The 23121-nt window shown below is 71.6% G+C and carries 22 protein-coding genes; 13 read left to right on the top strand and 9 right to left on the bottom strand.

Annotated elements, in window-relative coordinates:
- Positions 1 to 44: 44 nt before the first annotated feature.
- From ligA to ASE25_RS07495, 6 genes are all read left to right on the top strand, one after another.
- Positions 45 to 2192 carry an NAD-dependent DNA ligase LigA gene (gene ligA / locus ASE25_RS07470; protein ID WP_056772500.1) on the top strand — a complete coding sequence of 716 codons (2148 nt, stop codon included), beginning with the start codon at positions 45 to 47 and terminating at the stop codon, positions 2190 to 2192.
- A gap of 258 nt (positions 2193 to 2450) precedes the next feature.
- Positions 2451 to 3215 (top strand): ABC transporter ATP-binding protein, encoded by a 765-nt coding sequence (locus tag ASE25_RS07475; RefSeq protein ID WP_235508594.1) that lies wholly within the window; start codon positions 2451 to 2453, stop codon positions 3213 to 3215.
- Positions 3208 to 3999: an ABC transporter ATP-binding protein gene (locus tag ASE25_RS07480; protein WP_200959017.1), complete on the top strand. Its 792-nt coding sequence runs from the start codon at positions 3208 to 3210 to the stop codon at positions 3997 to 3999. The genes ASE25_RS07475 and ASE25_RS07480 overlap by 8 nt, the downstream gene beginning before the upstream one ends.
- A 153-nt stretch (positions 4000 to 4152) precedes the next feature.
- Positions 4153 to 5397, top strand: a complete 1245-nt coding sequence (locus tag ASE25_RS07485; protein ID WP_056824410.1) for an ABC transporter substrate-binding protein — start codon at positions 4153 to 4155, stop codon at positions 5395 to 5397.
- A 120-nt stretch (positions 5398 to 5517) separates the two neighbouring features.
- Positions 5518 to 6387, top strand: a complete 870-nt coding sequence (locus ASE25_RS07490; RefSeq protein ID WP_056770330.1) for a branched-chain amino acid ABC transporter permease — start codon at positions 5518 to 5520, stop codon at positions 6385 to 6387.
- Positions 6384 to 7403 (top strand): branched-chain amino acid ABC transporter permease, encoded by a 1020-nt coding sequence (locus tag ASE25_RS07495; protein WP_157623358.1) that lies wholly within the window; start codon positions 6384 to 6386, stop codon positions 7401 to 7403. The genes ASE25_RS07490 and ASE25_RS07495 overlap by 4 nt, the downstream gene beginning before the upstream one ends.
- Positions 7404 to 7464: 61 nt before the next feature.
- On the opposite strand, the gene ASE25_RS23170 is transcribed toward ASE25_RS07495, so the two are convergent.
- A complete protein-coding gene (locus tag ASE25_RS23170) occupies positions 7465 to 8064 on the bottom strand; it encodes a hypothetical protein (RefSeq protein ID WP_200959018.1) in 600 nt (199 codons plus the stop codon).
- Positions 8065 to 8229: 165 nt separating this feature from the next.
- Here ASE25_RS23170 and gatC point away from each other — a divergent pair, with 165 nt between their 5' ends.
- The 3 genes from gatC to gatB all read left to right on the top strand — a co-directional run bounded on the left by gatC (position 8230) and on the right by gatB (position 11720).
- On the top strand, positions 8230 to 8526 hold the full coding sequence (gene gatC, locus ASE25_RS07505; protein ID WP_056824413.1) for an Asp-tRNA(Asn)/Glu-tRNA(Gln) amidotransferase subunit GatC: 297 nt from the start codon (positions 8230 to 8232) through the stop codon (positions 8524 to 8526).
- Positions 8527 to 8644: 118 nt separating this feature from the next.
- A complete protein-coding gene (gene gatA / locus ASE25_RS07510; RefSeq protein WP_056825636.1) occupies positions 8645 to 10171 on the top strand; it encodes an Asp-tRNA(Asn)/Glu-tRNA(Gln) amidotransferase subunit GatA in 1527 nt (508 codons plus the stop codon).
- A gap of 1 nt (position 10172) precedes the next feature.
- Positions 10173 to 11720 carry an Asp-tRNA(Asn)/Glu-tRNA(Gln) amidotransferase subunit GatB gene (gene gatB / locus ASE25_RS07515; RefSeq protein WP_056824416.1) on the top strand — a complete coding sequence of 516 codons (1548 nt, stop codon included), beginning with the start codon at positions 10173 to 10175 and terminating at the stop codon, positions 11718 to 11720.
- A gap of 107 nt (positions 11721 to 11827) precedes the next feature.
- Here gatB and ASE25_RS07520 read toward each other — a convergent pair whose 3' ends face one another.
- The 3 genes from ASE25_RS07520 to ASE25_RS07530 form a co-directional block, all read right to left on the bottom strand.
- Positions 11828 to 12511 carry a DUF937 domain-containing protein gene (locus ASE25_RS07520; protein ID WP_056770322.1) on the bottom strand — a complete coding sequence of 228 codons (684 nt, stop codon included), beginning with the start codon at positions 12509 to 12511 and terminating at the stop codon, positions 11828 to 11830.
- 109 nt (positions 12512 to 12620) lie between these two features.
- On the bottom strand, positions 12621 to 13799 hold the full coding sequence (locus ASE25_RS07525) for a sorbosone dehydrogenase family protein (RefSeq protein ID WP_056770319.1): 1179 nt from the start codon (positions 13797 to 13799) through the stop codon (positions 12621 to 12623).
- A 40-nt stretch (positions 13800 to 13839) separates the two neighbouring features.
- Entirely contained in the window at positions 13840 to 14505 is a 666-nt protein-coding gene (locus ASE25_RS07530) for an MOSC domain-containing protein (protein WP_056824419.1), read from the bottom strand.
- Positions 14506 to 14609: 104 nt separating this feature from the next.
- Between ASE25_RS07530 and ASE25_RS07535 the strand changes: the two genes are divergently transcribed.
- The 3 genes from ASE25_RS07535 to ASE25_RS07545 are packed head-to-tail and all read left to right on the top strand — an operon-like array spanning position 14610 to position 16977.
- A complete protein-coding gene (locus ASE25_RS07535) occupies positions 14610 to 15566 on the top strand; it encodes a 2-hydroxyacid dehydrogenase (protein WP_056824422.1) in 957 nt (318 codons plus the stop codon).
- 14 nt (positions 15567 to 15580) lie between these two features.
- Positions 15581 to 16663, top strand: a complete 1083-nt coding sequence (locus ASE25_RS07540) for a hypothetical protein (RefSeq protein WP_056825638.1) — start codon at positions 15581 to 15583, stop codon at positions 16661 to 16663.
- 17 nt (positions 16664 to 16680) lie between these two features.
- Positions 16681 to 16977, top strand: coding sequence for a MoaD/ThiS family protein (locus ASE25_RS07545; protein ID WP_056824425.1), 297 nt, complete (start codon positions 16681 to 16683; stop codon positions 16975 to 16977).
- Here ASE25_RS07545 and ASE25_RS07550 read toward each other — a convergent pair.
- Both ASE25_RS07550 and ASE25_RS07555 read right to left on the bottom strand, forming a co-directional pair.
- Positions 16966 to 18351, bottom strand: a complete 1386-nt coding sequence (locus ASE25_RS07550) for a sensor histidine kinase (protein ID WP_082619327.1) — start codon at positions 18349 to 18351, stop codon at positions 16966 to 16968. The genes ASE25_RS07545 and ASE25_RS07550 overlap by 12 nt on opposite strands.
- Positions 18341 to 18994, bottom strand: a complete 654-nt coding sequence (locus ASE25_RS07555) for a response regulator transcription factor (protein WP_056824429.1) — start codon at positions 18992 to 18994, stop codon at positions 18341 to 18343. The genes ASE25_RS07550 and ASE25_RS07555 overlap by 11 nt, the downstream gene beginning before the upstream one ends.
- A gap of 235 nt (positions 18995 to 19229) precedes the next feature.
- Between ASE25_RS07555 and ASE25_RS07560 the strand changes: the two genes are divergently transcribed.
- Positions 19230 to 20228, top strand: a complete 999-nt coding sequence (locus ASE25_RS07560; RefSeq protein WP_056824432.1) for a BTAD domain-containing putative transcriptional regulator — start codon at positions 19230 to 19232, stop codon at positions 20226 to 20228.
- On the opposite strand, the gene lepB is transcribed toward ASE25_RS07560, so the two are convergent.
- From lepB to ASE25_RS07575, 3 genes are all read right to left on the bottom strand, one after another.
- Positions 20206 to 20772, bottom strand: coding sequence for a signal peptidase I (gene lepB, locus ASE25_RS07565; RefSeq protein WP_162260594.1), 567 nt, complete (start codon positions 20770 to 20772; stop codon positions 20206 to 20208). The genes ASE25_RS07560 and lepB overlap by 23 nt on opposite strands.
- Positions 20773 to 20855: 83 nt before the next feature.
- On the bottom strand, positions 20856 to 21470 hold the full coding sequence (locus tag ASE25_RS07570; RefSeq protein ID WP_056770302.1) for a hypothetical protein: 615 nt from the start codon (positions 21468 to 21470) through the stop codon (positions 20856 to 20858).
- The gene (locus tag ASE25_RS07575) at positions 21467 to 23038 is read right to left on the bottom strand and encodes a multicopper oxidase family protein (protein ID WP_056770299.1); all 1572 of its coding nucleotides are present in this window, start codon (positions 23036 to 23038) and stop codon (positions 21467 to 21469) included. The genes ASE25_RS07570 and ASE25_RS07575 overlap by 4 nt, the downstream gene beginning before the upstream one ends.
- Positions 23039 to 23121 lie beyond the last annotated feature (83 nt).

Genomic DNA, 23121 nt, shown 5'->3' on the forward strand with positions numbered 1-23121 from the left:
TCATCGGGCGGGTGACCGTCGGAGCCGGCTGGCAGGATGAGCGCGTGAGCGAGAGCAGCGGCCCCACGCCCGTCACCGACGACGTCCCGACCGAGGTCCACCAGGAGTGGGCCGAGCTCGCCGAGCAGGCCGCGGCGGCCCAGTTCGCCTACCACGTCAAGGATGCGCCGACCATCAGCGACGGTGAGTACGACGCGCTGATCCGCCGGCTCAACGCCATCGAGGACGAGCACCCCTCGCTGCGCACGCCCGAGAGCCCGACCCAGAACGTCGGGGGTGCGTCGTTCGCGACCGGCTTCGAGACGGTCGACCACGTCGAGCGGATGCTGAGCCTCGACAACGCCTTCTCCTTCGAGGAGCTGCAGACGTGGGCCGAGCGCGTCGAGCGCGAGGTCGGCGACGGCGCCCACTTCCTCACCGAGCTGAAGATCGACGGCCTCGCCATCAACCTGCTCTACGAGAAGGGCCGCCTCGTGCGCGCCCTGACCCGCGGCGACGGCCGCACCGGCGAGGACGTCACCAACAACGTCCGCACGATCGAGGGCATCCCCGAGCGGCTCGCGGGCGACGACGTGCCCGACCTCGTCGAGATCCGCGGTGAGGTGTTCTTCCCGACGGCGGCGTTCGCCGACCTCAACGCGGGCCTCGTCGAGGCGGGCAAGGCCCCCTTCGCCAACCCCCGCAACGCCGCTGCCGGCTCGCTGCGCCAGAAGGACCCCAAGGTCACCGCCACCCGGCCGCTGCGCATGCTCGTCCACGGCATCGGAGCGCGCCGCGGCTTCGACATCGAGCGCCAGAGCGAGGGGTACGCCGCCCTCCGCGCCTGGGGTCTGCCCACCTCCGACGAGGTGCGCGTCCTGCCCGACATCGCGTCCGTGCAGGAGTTCGTGACCTTCCACGGCGAGCATCGCCACGACCGGGCCCACGACATCGACGGCATCGTCGTCAAGGTCGACGAGGTGGCCCTCCAGCGCCAGCTGGGCGCCACGTCGAGGGCGCCGCGGTGGGCCATCGCCTTCAAGTACCCGCCCGAGGAGGTCAACACCAAGCTCCTCGACATCCGCGTCAACGTCGGGCGCACGGGCCGGGTGACGCCCTACGGCGTCATGGAGCCCGTCGTCGTCGCCGGGTCCACGGTCGAGCAGGCGACGCTGCACAACGCGTACGAGGTCGAGCGCAAGGGGGTGCTCATCGGCGACACGGTCGTGCTGCGCAAGGCGGGCGACGTCATCCCCGAGATCGTCGGCCCCGTCGTCGACCTGCGCGACGGCACCGAGCACGCCTTCGTCATGCCGACCGACTGCCCCGCCTGCGGCACGCCGCTCGCCCCCGAGAAGGAGGGCGACAAGGACATCCGCTGCCCCAACACACGTTCGTGCCCGAGCCAGCTGCGCGAGCGGGTCTTCGCGCTCGCCGCGCGCGGCGGTCTCGACATCGAGGCCCTCGGCTGGGAGGGCTCGATCGCGCTGCTCGAGTCGGGCGTCATCACCGACGAGGGCGACCTCTTCGCCCCGGCCCCCGACAGCCCCCACGCGGGGGAGTACGGCCTCACCCGCGAGAAGCTCGCGCAGGTCCCGCTCTACACCAGGGCCGCCAAGAAGACCGACCCGGACGAGGCCGTCCTCGACGGGCGCGTGCTCTCTGCGGGTGGCGACAAGCTGCTCGCCGAGCTCGAGAAGGCCAAGACCCAGCCGCTGTGGCGGGTCGTCGTGGCCCTCTCCATCCGGCACGTGGGACCCACGGCGGCCCGGGCGCTGGCCACCCACTTCGGCTCGATGGAGGCGATCCGGTCGGCGTCGACCGAGGAGCTGGCCCAGGCCGAAGGTGTCGGCGGGGTCATCGCCGAGGCCGTCACCGCGTGGTTCGAGGTCGACTGGCACCAGGAGATCGTGCGCAAGTGGGCCGACGCCGGGGTCCGGATGGCCGACGAGGTCGACGAATCCGTCGAGCGGACGCTCGAGGGCAAGACCGTCGTCGTCACCGGCTCGCTCGAGGGCTTCTCCCGTGACGAGACGAAGGAAGCCATCATCAGCCGAGGCGGCAAGGCCTCCGGCTCGGTGTCGAAGAAGACCGACTTCGTCGTCATCGGGGCCAACGCGGGCTCCAAGGCGGCCAAGGCCGAGGAGCTGGGGCTGACGATCCTCGACGAGGACGGCTTCCGCCGCCTGCTCGAGACGGGCGCGGCCGACTGACGGGTCCGACCCCGTCGGACCTGATCGCACCCGTCGAGCCCGCGTGACCGCACCGGCGACCGCCCGGTCCCGAGGCTGGCTCGCATGTGTCGCGAGCCCACAGAACCGCGTCAGGTGTGTGGGTCCCCACCGTCCTTTCGGCGTGCAGCCCTCCTAGGCTTTGCCGAAGTTTCCCGGACTTTCCGGAGTCGTCGCCCGCCCGTCACACCGACCGGCACGGCCCGACACCACGCTCACCCGAGCGCGACGCACGAGGAGGTGCAGGTCTTGACGGGTACCCCGTTGCTCGAGACCAGGGCCCTGACCAAGGAGTTCCGTGGCTTCCGGGCCGTCTCGGAGGTCGACCTGACGGTCGCCCGCGGCACCGTCCACGCGCTCGTCGGACCCAACGGTGCGGGCAAGACCACGCTCTTCAACCTGCTCACCGGCTTCCTGACCCCGACGTCCGGCGCCGTGCTCTTCGACGGTGAGGACATCACCGGCAAGGCCCCGGAGCAGATCGCACCGCTCGGCATCGCGCGCTCCTTCCAGATCACGAGCCTCTTCGAGGCGATGACCCTGCGCGAGCACCTCGAGCTGGCCCTCGCCAGCCCGACCGGCATGGGCAAGCAGTGGTGGCGCTCGGTCACCCGCATGGCCACGTTCAAGGACCGCGCCATGGAGCTGCTCGAGCAGGTCGGCCTCGCCGACCGGGCCGGCGCACCCGCCTCGTCGCTGGCCTACGGCCAGAAGCGCGCGCTCGAGCTCGCGATCGCCATGGCACTCGACCCCAAGCTGCTGCTCCTCGACGAGCCGACGGCCGGCATGGGCATCGAGGACGTCGACCGCACCATCGCCCTCGTCAAGCAGCTCGCCGAGGGCCGCACCGTGGTCTTCGTCGACCACAACATGCACGTCGTCGGATCGCTCGCCGACCGCGTCACCGTGCTCCAGTCGGGGCAGGTGCTCGCGGAGGGACCCTACGAGCAGGTGCGCGCCGACGAGCGGGTCATCACGGCATACCTCGGAGCAGCCCATGAGTGACGACACGACGGCCACGACGACGACGGAGCAGCCTGCGCCCGACCGCGCCGGTGCGCCGGAGGCCGGGAGCCCCGGGCCTGGCGCCGCACGGATGCTCGAGGTGTCCGGGCTCTCCGCCTGGTACGGCGAGGCCCGCGTCCTCACCGAGGTCAGCATCGACGTGGCCCCCGGTGAGGTCGTCACCCTCGTCGGGCGCAACGGAGCCGGCAAGACGACCCTGCTGCGCTCGGTCATGGGCCTGCACCGGCAGATCGAGGGCACGATGACCCTGGACGGCGCCGACCTCGCCAAGCGGTCGGCCGACGCCCGGGCCCGCGCGGGCATCGGCTGGGTCCCCGACGACCGCGGCATCTACGCGAGCCTCACCGTCGCCGAGAACCTCCTGCTCCCGCCGGTCGTCCACGCGGACGCGTGGCCGCTCGAGCGGGTCTACGAGTTCTTCCCCGTGCTCCACGAACGCCGCGACTTCCCCGGCACGAAGCTCTCGGGCGGCGAGCAGCAGATGCTCGCGATGGCCCGGGTGCTGCGGATGGGTTCACGGCTGCTGCTGCTCGACGAGCCGAGCGAGGGCCTGGCCCCCGTCATCGTCCAGCGCATCGGCGAGATCATCCGCGAGATCAAGGGCCAGGGGGTCGCCGTCCTCCTCGTCGAGCAGAACGTCACGTTCGCCTCGACGGTCGCCGACCGGCACTACCTGCTCGCACAGGGCAAGGTCGTCGAGCACCTCGGCAACGAGGACTTCCGCGCTCGCGAGGGCGAGCTGCTCACCTACCTCGGGATGTAGCACCCACCCGTCGCCCGGCCGCGTCAGGCGCCCGGGCGCAGCCGGCTCCGTCGTCACGACGCCCTCGCGTCACACCGCACACACCGCACCCACCGTGGTACCCCGTCACACCCGCACCACACGTCACCACTCGTCACAACCCCAGGAGGGGACATGCGTAGCAGGACAGTCCAGGGCACCGTCGCCATCGCCGCGACCGCGTCGCTCGCGCTCGCCGCGTGCGGAGGGGCCGGCGGCCCCCAGTCCGGCGGCTCGAGCAAGCTCACCGACGACAAGCTCGTCATCGGCCTGCTCAACGACCAGTCGGGCGTCTACAAGGACCTGTCCGGTCCCAACAGCAAGGTCGCCATCGAGATGGCGATCGAGGACTACAAGGCCAAGTACGGCGACAAGGCCGTGGCCAAGGACATCGAGGTCGTCACGGCCGACCACCAGAACAAGGCCGACATCGCCAACTCCAAGGCGCAGGAGATGTACGACCGCCAGAAGGCTGACATCATCCTCGACGTGCCGAACTCGGCCGCCGCGCTCGCCGTCGCCACGCAGGCCAAGAACAAGAAGAAGCTCTACATCAACATCGGCGCCGGCACGACGGCGCTGACGGGCGCGAGCTGCAACAAGTACACCTTCCACTGGGCGTACAACACGAGCGTCCTGGCGCGCGGCACGGCCGGCACGATCACCAAGGCCGGCGGCAAGAAGTGGAACATCGTCTACCCCGACTACGCCTTCGGCCAGGACATGAACAAGTCCTTCACCAAGGAGATCACCACCGCGGGCGGCACCGTCGGCCAGTCGATCGCCTCGCCCTTCCCGAGCGACAACTTCGCCACCTTCATCACCAAGGCCGGCGAGGGCGACCCCGACGTCATCGGCTCGATGCACGCCGGTGGCGACCTCATCAACTTCGTCAAGCAGTTCAACCAGAGCTCGCTCAAGGGCAAGGTCCAGCTCGCGGTCGGCCTGATGTTCATCACGGACATCCACTCGCTCGGCGTCGACCAGTTCGCCGGTACCCAGTTCACCGACGCCTGGTACTGGAACTTCGACGCGCAGAACAAGAAGTGGGCCGACCGCTTCAAGGAGAAGACGAACACCCGTCCGTCGTTCGCCCACGCCGCCAACTACTCGGCCGCGATGAACTACCTCGAGGCCGTCCAGGAGGCCGGCACCGACGACGCCGACACCATCGTCGGCAAGCTCGAGGGCAAGAAGATCAACGACGTCTTCCTGCGCAACGGCGAGATCCGCAAGGCCGACCACGCCGTCATCCACGACGTCTACCTCGCCAAGGTCAAGAGCTCCGCCCCGGAGGAGTGGGACTACGAGGACATCGAGAAGACGATCCCGGCCTCCGAGGCCTACGGGGAGGCCAACCCCGCCTGCTCGATGAGCTGACACCCCCTTGCGTATGCCGTCCGGTCGCGTCCCACGCGGCCGCGCCGGACGGCATACGGCACAGCGCGACTGTCGAGGCAGCCGCACCCAGCCCGATCGACCGCGAACCGAGCGAGAGACATGAGCGAATTCATCCAGTACACCCTCCAGGGGCTCGCCGCCGGGGGCTTCTACGCGCTCTCCGCGCTGGGCCTCGCCGTCATCTTCGGCGTCCTCGGGGTCGTCAACTTCTCCCACGGCGCCTGCTACATGCTCGGCGCCGTCCTGTCCGCCGTCCTGCTCGCCGAGCTGAACGTCGGTTTCTGGGCCGCGCTCGTCATCGTGCCGATCCTCATGTTCGGGTTCGGCGTGCTCATGGAGCGCCTGCTCGTGCGCTGGTTGCTCGAGCTCGACCCGCTCTACAACTTCCTGCTCACGTTCGGCCTCACGCTCGTGATCGTCGAGGCGGTCAAGCAGCGCTACGGCGTCTCGGGCCTGCCCTACCAGGTGCCTGCCGGACTCGGGGGCCAGGTCTCCGTCGGCTCGGTCAACCTCTCGGTCTACGCGATCTTCGCCTGTCTCTTCTCGGTCGTGGTCTGCGTGGCGGTCGGGCTGCTGCTGACGAAGACGCGCATCGGCATGATCGTGCGCGCCGCCACCGAGGCACCCGACCGGACGCGGGCCCTCGGCATCAACGTCGGGCTCTGGGTCACGCCCGTCTTCGGCTTCGGCATCGCCCTCGCCGGCCTCGCAGGGGTGCTGGCCGCCCCGACCCGCGCGATCACCGCCGAGATGGGCAGCAACTTCATCATCATCCTGTTCGCCGTCGTCGTCATCGGAGGCCTCGGATCCATCCTCGGGGCGGTGGTCGCGGGCTTCCTCGTCGGACTCGTCGAGGCCTACGGCATCGCCTACGCCCCCACGTACGCCCAGATCGTCATCTTCGTGCTGATGGCGATCGTCGTTCTCGTCCGGCCCTCGGGGCTCTTCGGACGGGAGGAGGTCGCATGAGCGAGCAGATGACCGCCAAGGTCGACGTCGACCTGGCCCAGCCCTCGATCCTGTCGCGGCGCAACCCGCTGCGCTACGTCATGCTCCTGGCCGGCCTCGCCGTGCTCGTGATGCTGCCGTACTGGATCTACCCGCCAGTCGCGATGGACATCCTCTGCTGGGGTCTCTTCGCGATCAGCGTCGACCTGCTCCTCGGCTTCACGGGGCTGCTCAGCTTCGGCCACGCCGCGTTCTGGGGCGGCTCGGCCTACTGCACGGGGCTCATCGCCACCCACTGGGGCGTGCCCTTCCCGGTCGCCGTCATCGGCGGTGCCGTCTTCGCGATGCTCATCGCCTGGCCGATCGGCTACCTCTCGGTGCGGCGGACCGGCATCTACTTCGCCATGGTCACCCTGGCCTTCGCGCAGATGCTCTACTTCATCGCCAACCAGGCGCGTGACCTCACGGGCGGCGAGAACGGGCTCCAGGGCATCCCGAGGAACTTCTTCGGCATCGAGGCGGTCGAGACCGACCCGTTCTACTTCTACTACGTCGGCGCCGCGATGATCCTCGTCGGGATCCTCGTCGCGTGGCGCGTCGTCAACTCGCCCTTCGGCCGGGTGCTGACGGCCGTGCGCGACAACCCGGCCCGGGCGCGCGCCCTCGGCTACGACGTCGAGCGCTACAAGATCACGGTGTTCATCATCTCGGCCGGGCTCGCCGGCCTCGCCGGCGGCGTCTTCGCCGTGAGCCACCAGTTCGCGTCGCTGCAGGAGCTGATGTGGACGACGTCGGGCAAGGTCGTGCTCATCACGGTCCTCGGCGGCATCGGGACGCTCTGGGGCGGCCTCGTCGGCGCCGGCGTCGTCGTGACGCTCGAGGACTATCTCGCGAGCTCCGGCTTCGAGGGCATCGGCCTCATCACCGGCACGATCTTCGTCGTCATCGTCCTGCTCTTCCGCCACGGCATCTGGGGCACGGCGCGCAACGTCCTGCGCCGCTACGTCCTCGAGAGGCGCGGCAGGCAGCGCGACTGAGAGACCTACCGGTTGGAGGTATCCGCGCGGCGGTTCCGTCGGCGCGGATACCTGCAACCGGTCAGGACCGAGGCGTCAGGATGCGGCGGCCGCCGCGGCCCACCACGAGCCACGCCACCGCGCCGAGACCCCAGTTGGTGACGGTGTTCTTGACGACGGCGTTGTCGCCGCTGAACTGCTTGACGCCCGCGGTCCGGCTGAAGACGCCGAGGTCGGCCCAGTCGGCGGCGCGCAGCACGGCCGCCACGAGGGCGTTGCGTGTGTTGGCGTCCAGCACGACGAGGACGGCTCCGAGCAGGAGCGCCGTGGCGGCGAGCAGGCACGCGAACCAGACGATGTCGCCGAGCAGGGTGCGCACGCGCCTGATCCCGGCCCCGGTGAGGGTCGCGGCGCGGCGGGCGCCGGCCCGCACGTCGGGGGAGCGGCGCGCCCGAGGCGCGACCTCGGCCATCTCGGCCTTGGCGGAGGCCCGGTCGGCCGGTGCGTCGGTCGACGTCTCGGTCGCCGTGTCGGTCGCCGTCTCGTTCGCCGTCGGGGTGGGTGCTGGGCCGGCCGAGGCGGCGGGGGTCGGGTCGGCCGCTTCGGCCGCGGGGGCGGGAGGCGCTGGCACGTTCTCCCTGGGCGCGGTCGTCGTCGTGGTCGGGCTGGCCGGGCTCGTCATCGAGGGTTCTCCTTGGGTGGTTCGTGGATCCGCCGTGGTCAACGAGCGACACCCGCGGCAGGACACGCCTCGCGCCGGAGGACTTCGCGGCAGGGGCCACGCGATGCCGTGCACGGCCCGGACGCGTGGTCCGGGCCCGAGGGGCTGCCCCATAGACTGGCCCGCATGTCATCCCTGTCCCGCGACGACGTAGCCCACCTGGCCGGCCTCGCCCGGATCGAGCTCTCGGACGCCGAGCTCGACCGCATGGTGGGTGAGCTCGGAGTCATCCTCGAGTCCGTGGCCAAGGTCCAGCAGGCCCCGACCGACGGCGTCGCCCCGATGTCGCACCCGATGCCGCTCACCAACGTGACCCGCCCCGACGTGGTGCGCCCCAGCCTCGGCGCGGGCGCCGTGCTGGCCGGGGCGCCCGAGTCCGAGCAGCAGCGCTTCTCGGTGCCGCGCATCCTCGACGAGGACTGAGCAACCCCTGAAGCCTGCGTATGCCGCCTCGCCGAGCACCCGGCATACGCCCCGCCCGTGACGGGCACCACGAAAACTCCTGTCGCAGCTACGAACCGAAGGCACTGACGTGACCGACCTGCCAACTGACCTGACGAGGGCCACCGCCGCCGACCTGGCCGGCGCGCTCGCGAGCGGGGCCATCAGCTCCGTCGAGGTGACCCAGGCGCACCTCGACCGGATCGCCGCCGTCGACGGCCAGGTGCACTCCTACCTCCACGTCGACGAGGCCGGGGCGCTCGCCCAGGCCCGGTCGATCGACGACCGGCGTCGGGCCGGCGAGACCCTCGGCGCTCTCGCCGGGGTGCCGATCGCCGTCAAGGACGTCATGACGACGAAGGGCCTGCCGACGACGTGCGGCAGCAAGATCCTCGAGGGGTGGATCCCGCCCTACGACGCGACCGTCGTGTCGAAGCTGCGCGAGGCCGGCCTGCCGATCCTCGGCAAGACGAACATGGACGAGTTCGCGATGGGCTCCTCGACCGAGCACTCGGCCTACGGGCCGTCGCACAACCCGTGGGACCTCGACCGGATCCCCGGTGGCTCGGGTGGTGGCTCGAGCTCGGTGCTCGCCTCCTTCCAGGCACCGCTCGCGACCGGCACCGACACCGGCGGCTCGATCCGCCAGCCCGCCGCCGTCACGGCCACGGTCGGCACCAAGCCGACCTACGGCGGCGTCTCGCGCTACGGCCTCGTGGCGCTCGCGAGCTCGCTCGACCAGGCCGGCCCGTGCGGTCGCACGGTCCTCGACACCGCCCTGCTCCACGCCGTCATGGGTGGGCACGACCCGATGGACTCGACCTCCATCGACGCGCCGGTCCCTCCGGTCGTCGAGGCCGCCCGCGCCGCCAGCGTCAAGGGGATGCGAGTCGGCGTCGTCAAGGAGCTCGGCGGCGAGGGTTACCAGCCCGGTGTGCGCGCCCGCTTCGACGAGTCCGTCGCCCTGCTCGAGGAGCTCGGTGCCGAGGTCGTCGAGGTGAGCTGCCCGAACTTCGAGTACGCCCTCGCGGCCTACTACCTCATCCTCCCGAGCGAGGCGTCGAGCAACCTCGCCAAGTTCGACGCGATGCGCTACGGCATGCGCGTGCTGCCCGAGGGCATCGACGCGCCGAGCGCCGAGCAGGTCATGGCCGCGACGCGCGACGCGGGCTTCGGCCCCGAGGTCAAGCGCCGCATCATCCTCGGCACCTACGCCCTCAGCTCCGGCTACTACGACGCCTACTACGGCTCGGCGCAGAAGGTCCGCGCGCTCATCGCGCAGGACTTCGACAACGCGTACGCCCAGGTCGACGTGCTCGTCAGCCCGACGGCGCCGACGACGGCGTTCAAGCTCGGCGACAAGCTCGAGGACCCGATGGCCATGTACCTCAACGACATCGCCACCATCCCGGCCAACCTCGCCGGCGTCCCCGGCATGTCGATCCCGTCCGGTCTCGCCGACGAGGACGGCCTGCCCGCGGGGATCCAGATCCTCGCGCCGGCCACCAAGGACGAGCGTCTCTACTCCGTCGGTGCCGCCCTCGAGGCCGCGCTCGTCGACCGCTGGGGCGGTCCGATCCTCGACCGCGCGCCCGTGCTGGGCGCCGCTGCTGCGAAGGGAGCCTGACATGACCACCGTCGCGACCGATGCCGTCATGGACTACGACGAGGCCATGACGAAGTTCGACCCCGTCATGGGTCTCGAGGTCCACGTCGAGCTGCACACGGCCACGAAGATGTTCTGCGGCTGCCCGACCGAGTTCGGCGCCGAGCCCAACTCGCAGGTCTGCCCGGTGTGCCTGGGCCTCCCCGGCGCCTTGCCCGTCGTCAACGAGAAGGCCGTCGAGTCGGCCATCCGCATCGGCCTGGCGCTCAACTGCGAGATCGCCGAGTGGTGCCGCTTCGCACGGAAGAACTACTTCTACCCGGACATGCCGAAGAACTTCCAGACGTCGCAGTACGACGAGCCGATCGCCTTCGAGGGCCACCTCGACGTCGAGCTCGAGGACGGCAGCGTCTACCGCGTCGAGATCGAGCGCGCGCACATGGAGGAGGACACCGGCAAGTCGCTGCACATCGGCGGCGCGACCGGTCGCATCCACGGCGCCGACCACTCGCTCGTCGACTACAACCGCGCCGGCATCCCGCTCATCGAGATCGTCACCAAGCCCATGGTGGGGGCGGGGGAGCGCGCACCCGAGGTGGCCAAGGCGTACGTCTCCGCACTGCGCGACCTGCTGCGCGCGCTCGACGTCAGCGACGTCAAGATGGAGCAGGGCTCGATGCGCTGCGACGCCAACGTGTCGCTGCGCCCGCGCGTCGGTGAGCCGCTCGACGAGGCCCAGCTCGAGGTGCCGCTCGGCACGCGCACCGAGACCAAGAACGTCAACTCGCTCCGCTCCGTCGAGCGGGCCGTGCGCTACGAGATCTCGCGGCATGCGGCGATCCTCGAGGGCGGCGGCTCGATCCTCCAGGAGACCCGGCACTGGCACGAGGACACCGGCATCACGACGTCCGGTCGCGTCAAGTCCGACGCGGAGGACTACCGCTACTTCCCCGAGCCCGACCTCGTGCCGGTCGCGCCGACGCGCGAGACCGTCGAGACCCTCCGGGGCACCCTGCCGGAGCCTCCCGGACTCCGTCGCAAGCGGCTCCAGTCCGACTGGGGCTACAGCGATCTCGAGATGCGCGACGTCGTCAACGCCGGAGCGGTCGAGCTCATCGAGGAGACCGTCGCAGTCGGCGCGAGCGCCGGCGCCGCGAAGAAGTGGTGGCTCGGTGAGCCGTCACGGCGCGCCAACGCCGAGGGTCAGGACATCGTCACGTACGCCGCCGGGCTGGGTCTGACGCCCGCGCACATCGCCGAGCTCGACGGGCTCGTCGCAGCGGGGCGCCTCAACGACTCGATGGCGAGGCAGGTGCTCGACGGCGTGCTCGCCGGCGAGGGGACCCCGACGGCCGTGGCCGACGCCCGGGGGCTCGAGCTCGTCCAGGACGACGGTGCCCTCGAGGCCGCCGTCGACAAGGTCATCGAGGCCAACCCCGACGTCGCGGCCAAGATCCGCGACGGCAAGGTGGCGGCCGCGGGCGCCCTTATCGGCCAGGTCATGAAGGAGATGAAGGGCCAGGCCGACGCCGGCAAGGCCCGCGAGCTCATCCTCGCCAAGCTCCAGTAACCCGCTCCACCCGTCGAAAGGCCACGTTCCGGCCGGTCCAGAGGTCCGTGACCTCGGGGAGGCCCGGGACGTGGCCCTTCGACGGTGACGAGGGCGTCGGCGCAGGGTCAGCGCTTGCCGCCGCCGAGGAGACCACCGAGCAGGCCGCCGAGGATGTCACCGGCGCCGCCGCTGCCAGCGGACGACCCGGAGCCGCCACCGAGCACCTGGCCGAGGATGTCCTGGAGCGGGTTCGAGCCGCCGGACGCGGCACCCGTCGACGTCGCGCTGCCCGGGGCCTGGACCGGCCCGCTGTCGGCGCCCACGCCGCCGGGGAAGAGCGAGCCGCCGTCGGTCGACCCGCCGCCCGACGGGGCCGTCGTGCCGGTCGAGCCCGACCCGCCGCCGAGCATCCCGCCCAGGCCGCCCTGACCCATCTTGTTGGCGAGCCACGACATGACGATCGGGGCGAGGATCGGCAGCAGCTTCTGCACGAGGCTGCCGGACGACCCGCCGAGCCCGCCGAGCTGGTTGACCACCTGGTCGGTGCTGCCGCCGAAGATGTTGCCGACGATGGCCTTCCCGTCCTGCTCGTCGACGTCGTCGAGGCCGTTGATCGTGCCCTGGTGGTCCGAGAGAGCCGTGAGCAGCGAGTCGGCACCGGCGGGGTCCGAGGCGTTGGCCTGGAGCCCGCCGAGCAGGGCTGGCAGCGCACTCTCCGCCGCCTGGCGGACCTCGTCACTCCCGACCCCGAGCTGGCCTGCCAGCTGGTCGATCGGTACCTGGTCGAGGATCTCGTCGTACGAACCCATGGGTGCCCCTCCTGCTCGTGGGTGGCGCCGGTGCCGACCCCTGCTCGTCAGGCTAGCCACGTCCGGTCGCCGGTGGCGGCCCACGCGGTGCGAAGCCTGCTGCGAAGGGTCAGACGGCTCCCACCGCGGAGAGGGGCAGCGAGATGAGCCGGTCGGCGCCGTCGTTGTTGCTCGTCGTGATCCAGACCCGGCTGCCGACGAAGTGGACGTCGCGGATGCGACCGTAGGTGCCCTGGAGGTGGCGGGTCGGGGTGCCGGCGGAGCCGTCGGCGTTGACCGGCACCCGCCACACCGACTGCCCGCGCAGGGCTGCCATGTAGACGGCCCCGTCTGGCCCGACGGCGATGCCGCTCGGTGACATCTCGGAGGTCGGCCACTCGGCGACGGGGTCGACGTAGTCGGGGTTGTCGGCGCGGCCCTCGACCTCGGGCCAGCCGTAGTTCTTGCCGGGCTCGACGAGGTTGAGCTCGTCGAACGTGTTCTGTCCGAACTCGCTGGCCCACAGGCGTTTGCGACTGTCCCAGGCCAGCCCCTGGACGTTTCGGTGTCCGTAGGACCAGATCGGGGAGCCGCCGAACGGGTTGCCCGGGGCCGGGTCGCCGTCCGGGGTGATGCGCAGGATCTTCCCGCCGAGGGAGTCGAGGTTCTGAGAGAGCGAGGTGTCGCCGGCCTCGCCCGTGCCGACGTAGAGGTAGCCGTCGGGCCCGAAGGCGATGCGGCCCCCGTTGTGGTTCCGACCACGCGGGATGCCGGAGAAGATGACGACGGGCTCGCCGATCGTGCCGTCCCGCCACGGCACGGCGGCGATGCGGTTGTCGCTCTCGGTCGAGTAGTACGCGTAGAAGACGGGATCGGCGTCGAAGTCCTCGGGTACGGCGAGCCCGAGGAGTCCGCCCTCGCCCTCCGTGCGGGTGATCGGCACCTTCCCGGCGACCGTCGCCCTGCCCCCGGCTCCGGGCTTGGGCACGTGGTGGATCAGGCCCGTGTTGCGCTCGCTCACGAGGGCGCTGCCGTCGGGCAGCACGGCCACCGACCAGGCGATGTCGAGGCCGCCCAGCAGGGTCACGGGTCCGACCGGCTGGGCTGCGGGTGGACGCGTCGGAGTCGTGGGGGCCGACGACGCCGAGGTGCTCCCCGTCGCGGTGGTGGCGCTCGAGGTCGCCGAGGTGGTCGTGCCGGCACCCGTCGCGGGGGCGGAGGGTTCGGCCGTCGAGCAGGCGGTCGTGACCAGGGCGACGACGACGCCACCCACGAGCGCGCGGCCGATCGGTCGGGAGGTGTGCGGCATACCTCATTGTGTCCCACGTGGCGTCTGGGACAGCGGTGTCTCAGCCCCCGCGTCGTCGTTCGAGCGTCTCGACGAGCCCGTCGCGCACCTCGGGGTGGACGACGTCGGCGTCGACGACCCGTCGTGCGGCGGCGAGGTCGCCGGTGACGGCGCGGAAGAGCACGAGCAGGTCGATGTCGTGGGAAGGTCGCTCGATCTCGATGGTCGCGCCGGTGTGCACGGTGCCGGGGACCACGACCGAGTGGTAGGCGCCGGTGCGCCCGGCCTCGGTGAAGCGGCGTACCCAGCGGGGCACACCCATGTGCGCGGCGAAGGTGCTGCACGGGATGCGCGGCACCTCGACCTGCAGCACGACGTCGCCGATGCGCCACCGCTCGCCGACGAGCGCGTGTGTCGTGTCCACGGCGAGCGTCGTGATGTTCTCGCCGAATCCCCCTGAGGGGATGGAGCGCCCGATCTGCTGCTCCCAGAGCTCCTGGTCCTCGCGCGGGTACGCGTAGACCGCCTGGAGCGCGCCGCCGTGGTGCTTCGGGTTGCCGATCTCGTCACCGACGACCCCGCTGCCGAGACCGCCGTGCTTCGGCCCCGGATCGCGGACCGCGAACGACTCGACGGGCCGCTTGTCGATCGCGGTGGGTCGGCCGCCGCCCTCGGGGGCGGTGCGTCGGCCCGAGCCGAGGGCGAGGACGTGGGGGTGGTGCGTCACCCGGGCGAGCCTAGCGGCGTCGCGCCGGACCTTTCCCCGACCGGTCCACGACCGTTCCCGGTCCCCTCCAGGTCGGGCCGCCCGTCTTGGCTAGCGTGGGCGCCATGACTGCCCAACCCGTCGTCGTGTCCGTCCCCGACCCCGAGTTCGCCGAGGCGCTCGCCGACCTCGACGGCGTCGACACGGTCGTGTGGGACATGGAGGGGCCCCACCCGCGCGGTCCCGAGATCCGCTACGCCGTCATGCCCTACATGACGAGCCTCGACCTCGCCGACGTCACCCGCGGACTCGACGCCCTCGAGGTCGTGCAGCTGCAGAGCGCCGGCTACGAGCAGTTCGTGGGCCGGCTCCCCGAGGGCGTGACCCTCTGCAACGCGGCGGGCGTGCACGACGCGTCGACGGCGGAGCTCGCGCTGACCCTGACCCTGTCGTCGATCCGGGACATCCCGGAGTTCGTCGGGTCCCAGCACCAGGGGCGCTGGGAGCCGCTGCGCCTGCGCTCGTCGCTGGCCGACCGGCGGGTGCTCGTCGTCGGCTACGGGCGGATCGGCCGGGCCATCGCGCGGCGCTTCGCCCCGTTCGAGGTCACGCTGACGGCGGTGGCCTCTCGAGCCCGGGAGGGCGACGAGCTCGTGCCGCGGGTGCACGGCATCGACGAGCTGCCCGACCTGCTGCCCGACCACGACGTGGTCGTCGTCATCGTGCCGCTGACCTCCGCGACACGTCGTCTGTTCGACGCGACGCTGCTCAGCCGTATGCCGGACGGCTCCCTCCTCGTCAACGTGGCCCGGGGGCCGGTCGTCGACACCGACGCCGTCGTGGCCGAGTGCGCCTCCGGCCGGCTGCGGGCGGCGCTCGACGTGACCGACCCCGAGCCGCTGCCGCAGGACCATCCGCTGTGGACGACGCCGGGCGTCCTCGTCACACCGCACGTCGGGGGAGCGACGGACGCGATGCGCCCGCGGGCCGTCGCCCTGGTGCGCCGACAGGTCGAGGCGCTGCTCGCCGGTGAGCCGGTCGACAACGCCGTGGCCGGACCCTTGTCTGCCCCTCGGACATAGTGGACACTGTCAACATGACCGAGACCATCGTCGCCATCGGCACGCGCAAGGGGCTCTGGATCGCCCGCAGCGCCGACCGGCAGGACTGGACCCTCGAGGGTCCGCACTTCCTCATGAGCGAGGTCGCCTCCGTCGCCGTCGACACCCGCGAGGGGCGCTCGACCGTGCTGGCGGGCGTCAAGTCGTGGCACTGGGGACCCACGGTCCAGGCCTCCACCGACGGTGGCCGCACGTGGACCGAGAGCGCCCAGCGGGCCCTGGCCTTCCCGGCCGACACCGACACCGCGCTCGAGCGCGTCTGGCAGCTGACGCCCGACCCCAACGACACCGACGTCGTGTGGGCGGGGGTCGAGCCGCACGCCCTCTTCAAGAGCACGGACCGCGGCGAGCACTACGAGCTCGTCCGGGGCCTCTGGGACCACCCCCACCGCCCGACCTGGGAGCCCGGCTTCGGCGGTGGCGCCGTGCACACGATCGTCCCCGAGCCCGGGCACCCGGAGTCGGTGCTCGTCGCGATGAGCGCGGGCGGCGTCTACCGCACGGGCGACGGCGGGCAGACGTGGGCTCCGAGCAACCCCGGCATCCGGGCCGGCTTCATGCCCGACAACGAGTACCCGGAGTACGGCCAGTGCGTGCACAAGGTGGCGCGCGGCCAGGGCGAGGGGGAGCTCTTCGCCCAGAACCACAACGGTGTCTACCGCTCGCACGACAACGGCGCGACGTGGGACTCCATCGCCGAGGGGCTGCCGACCGACTTCGGCTTCACGGTCCTCGCCCACCCGCGCCGTCCCGGTGTCGTCTGGGTGGTGCCCGTGGCCGACTCGGGTGAGCGCATCCCGCCGGACGCCCAGCTGCAGGTCCAGCGGTCCGAGGACGCCGGTGCGACGTGGCGCCAGCAGGCGACCGGTCTGCCCGGCCACAGCTACACGTGCGTGCTGCGCGACGCAGCCTCCCTCGACGCGGCCGACCCGGTCGGCGTCTACCTCGGCACCCGCAACGGCGACGTCTTCGCCTCGGCTGACGAAGGTGAGACCTTCCAGCGCATCGCGACCCAGCTGCCCGACGTGCTCGTCGTGCGCGCCGCCCAGCTCGCCTGACACGCAAGGGATTCCGTATGCCGTCCGCCCCCGTCCGCGTCATCCTCCCCGGCATGCTCCGCGACCTCGTGGGCGGCGTCGCCGAGATCGAGGTCGAGTCGCCGTCCGAGTCGCAGACCGTGGCCGAGCTGCTCGACCGGGCGTTCTCCGGTCATCGCATCCTCGACGGGAAGGTGCGTGACGAGCGCGGCCAGATCCGTCGGCACGTCAAGGTCTTCGTCAACGGCGAGGACGCCACGCGCGGCGAGGGCATCGGCGCAAGGGTGCCGGCCGGAGCCCGGGTCCACATCATCAACGCCGTCTCAGGAGGCTGACGGCACCCCGGACATCGGCCCGAGCACGGGGAAGTCGGCCCGCAGCACCGCCCCGCCCGGGGTCTCGCGGCTCAGTGTCAGGTCGCCACCCAGTGACCGCAGGGTGTCGCGCAGCAGCCGGAGCCCGAGGTGCCCTCGGTTCGAACCGGACGGAGGCTCGTCAACCGTGGCCGAGGGCCCCACGCCGTCGTCGCGCACCTCGACGACGACGCGCTCGCCACGGAGGGCGGCCGACACCGCCACGGTCGAGGCGTCCGCGTGCTTGTCGACGTTGCGCAGCCCTTCGCGCACGACCCGGAAGGTCAGCTGGGCGACGGCGAGCGAGTCGTCGAGCCGGGGGTCCACCGAGACGTCGACGTCGGTTCCATGGCGGCGCTGCCGGTCCGCCAGCTCCTCGACGGCAGCCACGAGGCCCCCGCTGCGCAGGTCCGCCGGGTAGACGTCGGTGAGCAGCTCGCGCGCCCCCGTGGCGCTGCGTGCGAGGTCGGCCGTCGCCTGCTCGAGCAGGTGCCGCTCTGCGGTCGCCTCCTCCGGCAGGGCGGCCGCGACGGTCGGCAACGCGTACCCGAGCCCCACGATGTCCTGCACGAGTCCGTCGTGGAGGTCCTGCGAGAGGCGTCGGCGCTCGAGGTCCGAGGCCGACAGCGCGTGGGCCATCATCTCCTCCCGCTCGGCGAGGCCGCGGTCGACGCGGCGGGCGAGGGACAGCGCGAGCGGGAGCAGGGCGAGGGCGAGCAGCAGGAGCGAGACGAGGCCCAGCGTGGTGAACTGCCAGCGGATGTCGGCGACGTCGTGCTGGATGCGCTCGGTGGGCCAGTAGGCCTCGAAGACGAGGGGATGGCCGTCGGCGGCGCGGAAGCCGACGTAGACCTCGATGAGCTCCTCATGGGACTGCTCGGCGGCGTTCTCGGGCTTGTCGAGGTCTGACAGCTCCGCGGTCGCGCCGGTGCCCCCGAAGAGGGCTGCGACGTCGGGTTCGAGCTCGTACGTCCTGCCGGTCATGCCCGCCTCGTCGGTCCACAGCACGAGCCCGTCGGCGGTCCAGATCTTCATGTGGGCGATGGACCCGTCGGCCATCCGTGCCCGCATGAGGCGCTCGAGGGGTGCCATGGCCTCGGGCCGTCCGGCCCGCACCCCCTCGTCGACGAGCGGTGCCACGACCGAGTTGGCGAACGCGACGCTGCGCACGTCGGCCTCGTGGAGGGAGAGGGACTCGGCCAGGGGTTTGGACAACAACAGCGTGCCCGAGGCGACGACGAGCAGCACCGCCACGCTCCAGACCACGAACCGGGTCACGGCGCTGCGCACGACGGTCGACCGGCCGGGTGGGAGCGGCCCTCGGCTCGCCCTGCCGGAGGCGAGGTCAGATCTCATCGTCGAGCCGGATCAGCTTGCGCCGCAGAGCGATCATGACGGCCTCGAGCTGGCTGTGCGCGTCGAGCTTGACGAGGATGTTCTTGATGTAGCCGCGGCAGGTGAGCACCGAGATGCCGAGCGTGCGGGCGATGGCCGTGGGGTCCCGCCCCTGGGCGAGCAGGGCCAGGACCTGCTGCTCCCGAGAGGTCAGCAGCTCCGGGGTGCCCTGTCTGCCGGACCCGTTGCCGACGAGCGCCCTCAGCAGCACCGGGTGCACGGCGAAGGTCCCGCGACTGGCCTCGCGCAGCGCTTGGATCAGCTCGGCGAGCGGGCCGCCCTTGGGCAGCAGGGCCGAGGCTCCGGCCTCGGCGGCGCGGGCCAGCAACGCGTGGGTGACGTGGGCGGTGAGGACCACCACGCGCACCTGCGGGTGCGCATCGGTGACGCGGCGGGTCAGCTCGATGCCGTCACCGTCGTCGAGGTGCACGTCCATGACGATCGCGTCGGGGCGCGCACGGTCGATGATCGCGAGCGCGTCGACGACGCCGCCCGCGGTGCCGACGCTCTCCATGTCCGGCTGGGCTGACACGGCGAGCGACAGGGCGTCGGCGACAGTTCGGTGGTCGTCGACGACCAGCACACGCATCATCTCGGACGACATCGAGCCCCCTCGTCGTCAGGACAGTGCGCTCCCCGGCGCACCGCTCCGCGCACCAGTATCACGGCTGGAGGCCTCGCGTGCGGAGAAACGGCCCTCGAAAAGTGGGGGTCGGGGCACCCGCCGCTGGGTGGTCCGGCGTCATCCGGCGGCGCCCACCATGGGAGGAGTTCTGCAAGGGGGGATCCGGATGAACGGAACTGCTGGGCTTCGCGTACGCCTGTGTGGGGGACTCGTCGTGGGAGACGGGGACCTCGCCCTCGGCCCGCGCGACGTCGGAGGGGCCAAGGCGCGTCAGGTGCTCATGGCGCTGCTGTTCGAGGCCGGTGCGGGTGTCTCGAAGGGACGTCTCATCGAGTTCCTCTGGGGTGGAAGACCGCCCGCCGGTGCACTCGGCACGCTGGAGGCCTACGTCAGTGTGCTCCGGAAACGGCTCGCGATGGTGTTCCCGGGCGGGACGCCGGTCGTCACGGTCCCGGGCGGCTACCGCTGGGACGTGGACCGGGCGCCCGTCGACGTCGTCGAGTTCACCCGCCTCGTCGCCGCCGCACGCGCGGTCGACGTGTCCGGGACCGATGCGCTGGAGGCGTATGCCGCTGCCCTCGCCCTCGTCGAACGTCCTCTGGCGCCGGTGGACGGCGACCTGCCCTGGCTCGAGGAGCACGTCTCCGGTCACCACTCTCGGGTGCTGCGCGTGCTCACCGACGCCGCGCGCCTCGCGCTGGACGAGGGCGACCCGTCCCGGGCCGAGACCTGGGCCCGGGACGCGATCGAGCGCGACCTGCTCGTCGAGGCGGCTTGGCAGGTGCTGCTCGAGTCGCTGGAGCGCCAGGGACGCCAGGCCGAGGCGATGCGGGAGTACGAGACCTGTCGCTCGGTCTTCGCCGACGAGCTGGGCTGCGACCCGGGACCGGGACTGCGCACGGTCTTCACGCGTCTGCTCGCGGCGACCTCGTCCGACGACGACGGGCTGCGCGACCTCGTCGACGCCGTCGTGCGCCTGCACGTGCGGCTGCTCGCCCACGGGGCTGACGGTCGCGGGGCGGGCCGGCTGCCCTCCGCGCACGCGGCCGGAGGTCGTGGGGCCGGGGGCATGGCACAGCCCGAGGCGCTCGCCTCCCTCGAGGAGGACTGCCGGCGGCTCCGGTCGCTGCTCCGCGCCGCACGCGAAACGGTGCCGTCGGGTCTCCCGGGTGGCCGACCGGCCGAAGACGTCAGGAGAGCGGCCACGGCGTGACGACGCGTCCGTCGAGCTCGTCGAGGAGCACGGGCCCGAGGATCCGGGAGTCCACCGAGCGGGAGCGGTCGTCGCCCATGACGAAGACGGCACCTGCGGGCACGGCGACGGGGCCGAACCACACACTGTCCATCGACTCCTCGTCGACCCACGGCTCGGTCACCGGCACGCCGTCGACGACGAGCCGCCCGTCCTCGAGGCCGACCACGTCGCCGCCGACCGCGACGACGCGCTTGACCCACGACGTCCCGGTGGGCACCTGAGCGCCGGCGTTCGTCGTGGACGCCGCCCGCTCGGCCCACCCCGGGCCGACGACGACCACGTCGCCGCGGTACACGGTCCCCGCCCACGGCGTGCGGAGCAGGATCACGTGGTCGCCCGCCGACAGCGTCGGGCTCATCGAGTCGGAGGTGACACGGACCGGCTCGACCACCCAGTGCGACCCGACGGCGAGACCGACGGCGAGCACGGCGAGTGTCCGGCGCGCGCGGCGCGAGCCGTGGTGGAGGCCACGACCCCGACGACCCGCGAACGGCGACTGCACGTGCGGCGTCCGAGGGGAGCGCACGGTCCCGGTTGCCGACGCGCCATCCCCTGGCGGTCGTCCCGACGCGGACATCGGCAGGCTCACGTGAACCGGGCCACGGCCCAGACGATCCAGCCACAGACGCCCACCGCGAGCAGCAGGTTGGTGACGGAACGGCGCTGGGCGGGGGCCATCAGGCCGACGAGGAGGGCCAGCGCCGCGAACTCGGCGGTGACGCAGACGGCATCGAGCAGCCCCAGGGCCTCGACGGTCGAACCGCCCTCGGACCCCGGGATGACCGGCATCCCGTTGCCGTGGCCGCCGGGCACGAGCAGGGGACCGTGGTGCCCGCCACCGGACACGGCCGCACCCTCGCTGTGGAAGGGCAGTCCTGCGGTGCGGGACACGACGTAGAGGGCGATGAGGCCGGCCGTCGAGAGCACCGCCGCGGGCAGGACCCGCCTCGCGGTGCCGCGCCACAGCGCCTGGCCCAACCACAGCTGGGCGGTGGCGACGACCGCGAAGAAGACACCGGCCGGTGCCCACTCGTCGACGTGCTCCGGCGTCACGACCACGTGGACGAGCCCGGCCACCCCGAGGAGGGTGCCGGCCGCGCGGGCCTCGGCCGACGGCGTACGCCAGCGGTGTGCCGGCTGCGGCGTGCCCTCGTCGTCGACCGCGGCACCGGGAAGGCCCTCGCGGGCCGTCGCGGTCACAGCTCACCATCCTCTGGCAGCGACCTGCACGGATCACTCATCGGGTCGGTCGACTCCCCGGCCACGACCTCGAACTGGCTCATCATGTCGTGGTCCTCGTGGACGAGGTTGTGGCAGTGGATCATGTACTTGCCCCGCCCCTCGAAGCGCATGACGACCCGCACCGTCTCGTTCTCGCCGACGTAGACGACGTCCTTGGGCCCGAGCTCGTGGGCCATCGGCGCCGCGCCGTTGCGGTCGAGCACGCGGAAGTCCACGAGGTGGATGTGGACCGGGTGGAACCAGCCGCCCGACGAGTTGCGGATCTCCCACACCTCGACGTCCCCCTCTGCGGGGTTTGCCTCGACGAGCGCGAACCGGCTGCGCACGACGTCGTCCCACGTGTGGCCGTTGATCGTCCACTGGCTGTTCTTGCGCACGAGGTCGAGCCTTCGGGTGCGCACGGCGTCGGCGGCGGTCAGCGCCATGACCGGGTTGGTCGGGTTGAGCTGGTCGGGAACGGCGTTGTCGGCCGGGTCGAAGTCGTCGCCGACGACGTCGAAGGCCATGACCTTGTTCGTGTTGTCGTAGTCGATGTTGTTCTTCGGGCTCGAGTTGCCGAGCACGACCCGCCGGCCCACGGGGTAGCGGCTGAAGTCGACGACGACCTCGTAGCGCTCAGCCATGCCCTGCCGGAAGCTCCTGACCCGCTGGGGTGCCGGCATCAGGCCCCCGTCCGTCGCGATGACGACGAACGGGTCGCCGGAGTCGAGCGACCACTGGTAGGACCGTGAGATCGAGGCGTTGAGCAGCCGGAAGCGGTAGCGCCGCCGCTTGACCTTCATGACCGGCCACGGCACCCCGTTGACGAGGACGACGTCGCCGAACATCCCGGACTCGTCGTGGTTGTCGAAGTAGAGCTGCCCGTCCGTCGCGAACATCGCGTCGCTGACGACCAACGGGACGTCGAACTCGCCGTGCGGGATCGGCAGCGACTGCTCGAGCGGGTCCGTGAGGTGGTACTGCGCTGCCAGGCCCATGAGGACGTTCTCCGCCGTGTGGTGCAGGCCGTGGTCGTGGTACCAGAGCGTCCGGGCCGTCGGGGTGTTCGGGTAGACGTAGTCCTTGTACTGACCCGGGTTCGTGATGTCACTGGCGTACCCGTCGTACTCCGGGGCCGACGGTGACCCGTGCAGGTGCACCGAGGTCCACGGCGTGTAGCGCAGGAGCGGGTGGGTCGCCGGCAGGTTGTTGACCTGGCGCATGACGGTGCGGCGGCCCTGCGCGACCTTGACCGTCGGCCCGGGCACGCTGCCGTTGTAGCCCCACAGTGGCGTCTTGAGGCCCGGGACGACGTCGGCCATGACCGGCTTCATGTAGACCTTGTAGTAGTCGGTCGTGCTGTCGACCCGGCTGGGCTGGAGCACGGGCGGCACCCGGAAGGGCAGCGTGAACGGCTTCGGCAGCCTGCTGGTGGCGAGCCGGCTCTGCGTGCTCGAGCCCGCCCGGACGGTGCGCTCCAGCGGCAGGGCCAGAGCGGCGCCACCCACGACGCCCAGCTTCATCAGGTCACGACGCGACAGTGACATGGTTCCTCCTCGATCGACTCCAACTCCCTCTAGGACAGCGGGGCGACCTTGGGATCTCCTTGTGGGTCGGGGGAGCCCGTGCC

This window comes from Terrabacter sp. Root85, assembly GCF_001429185.1.
Taxonomy (GTDB): domain Bacteria; phylum Actinomycetota; class Actinomycetes; order Actinomycetales; family Dermatophilaceae; genus Terrabacter.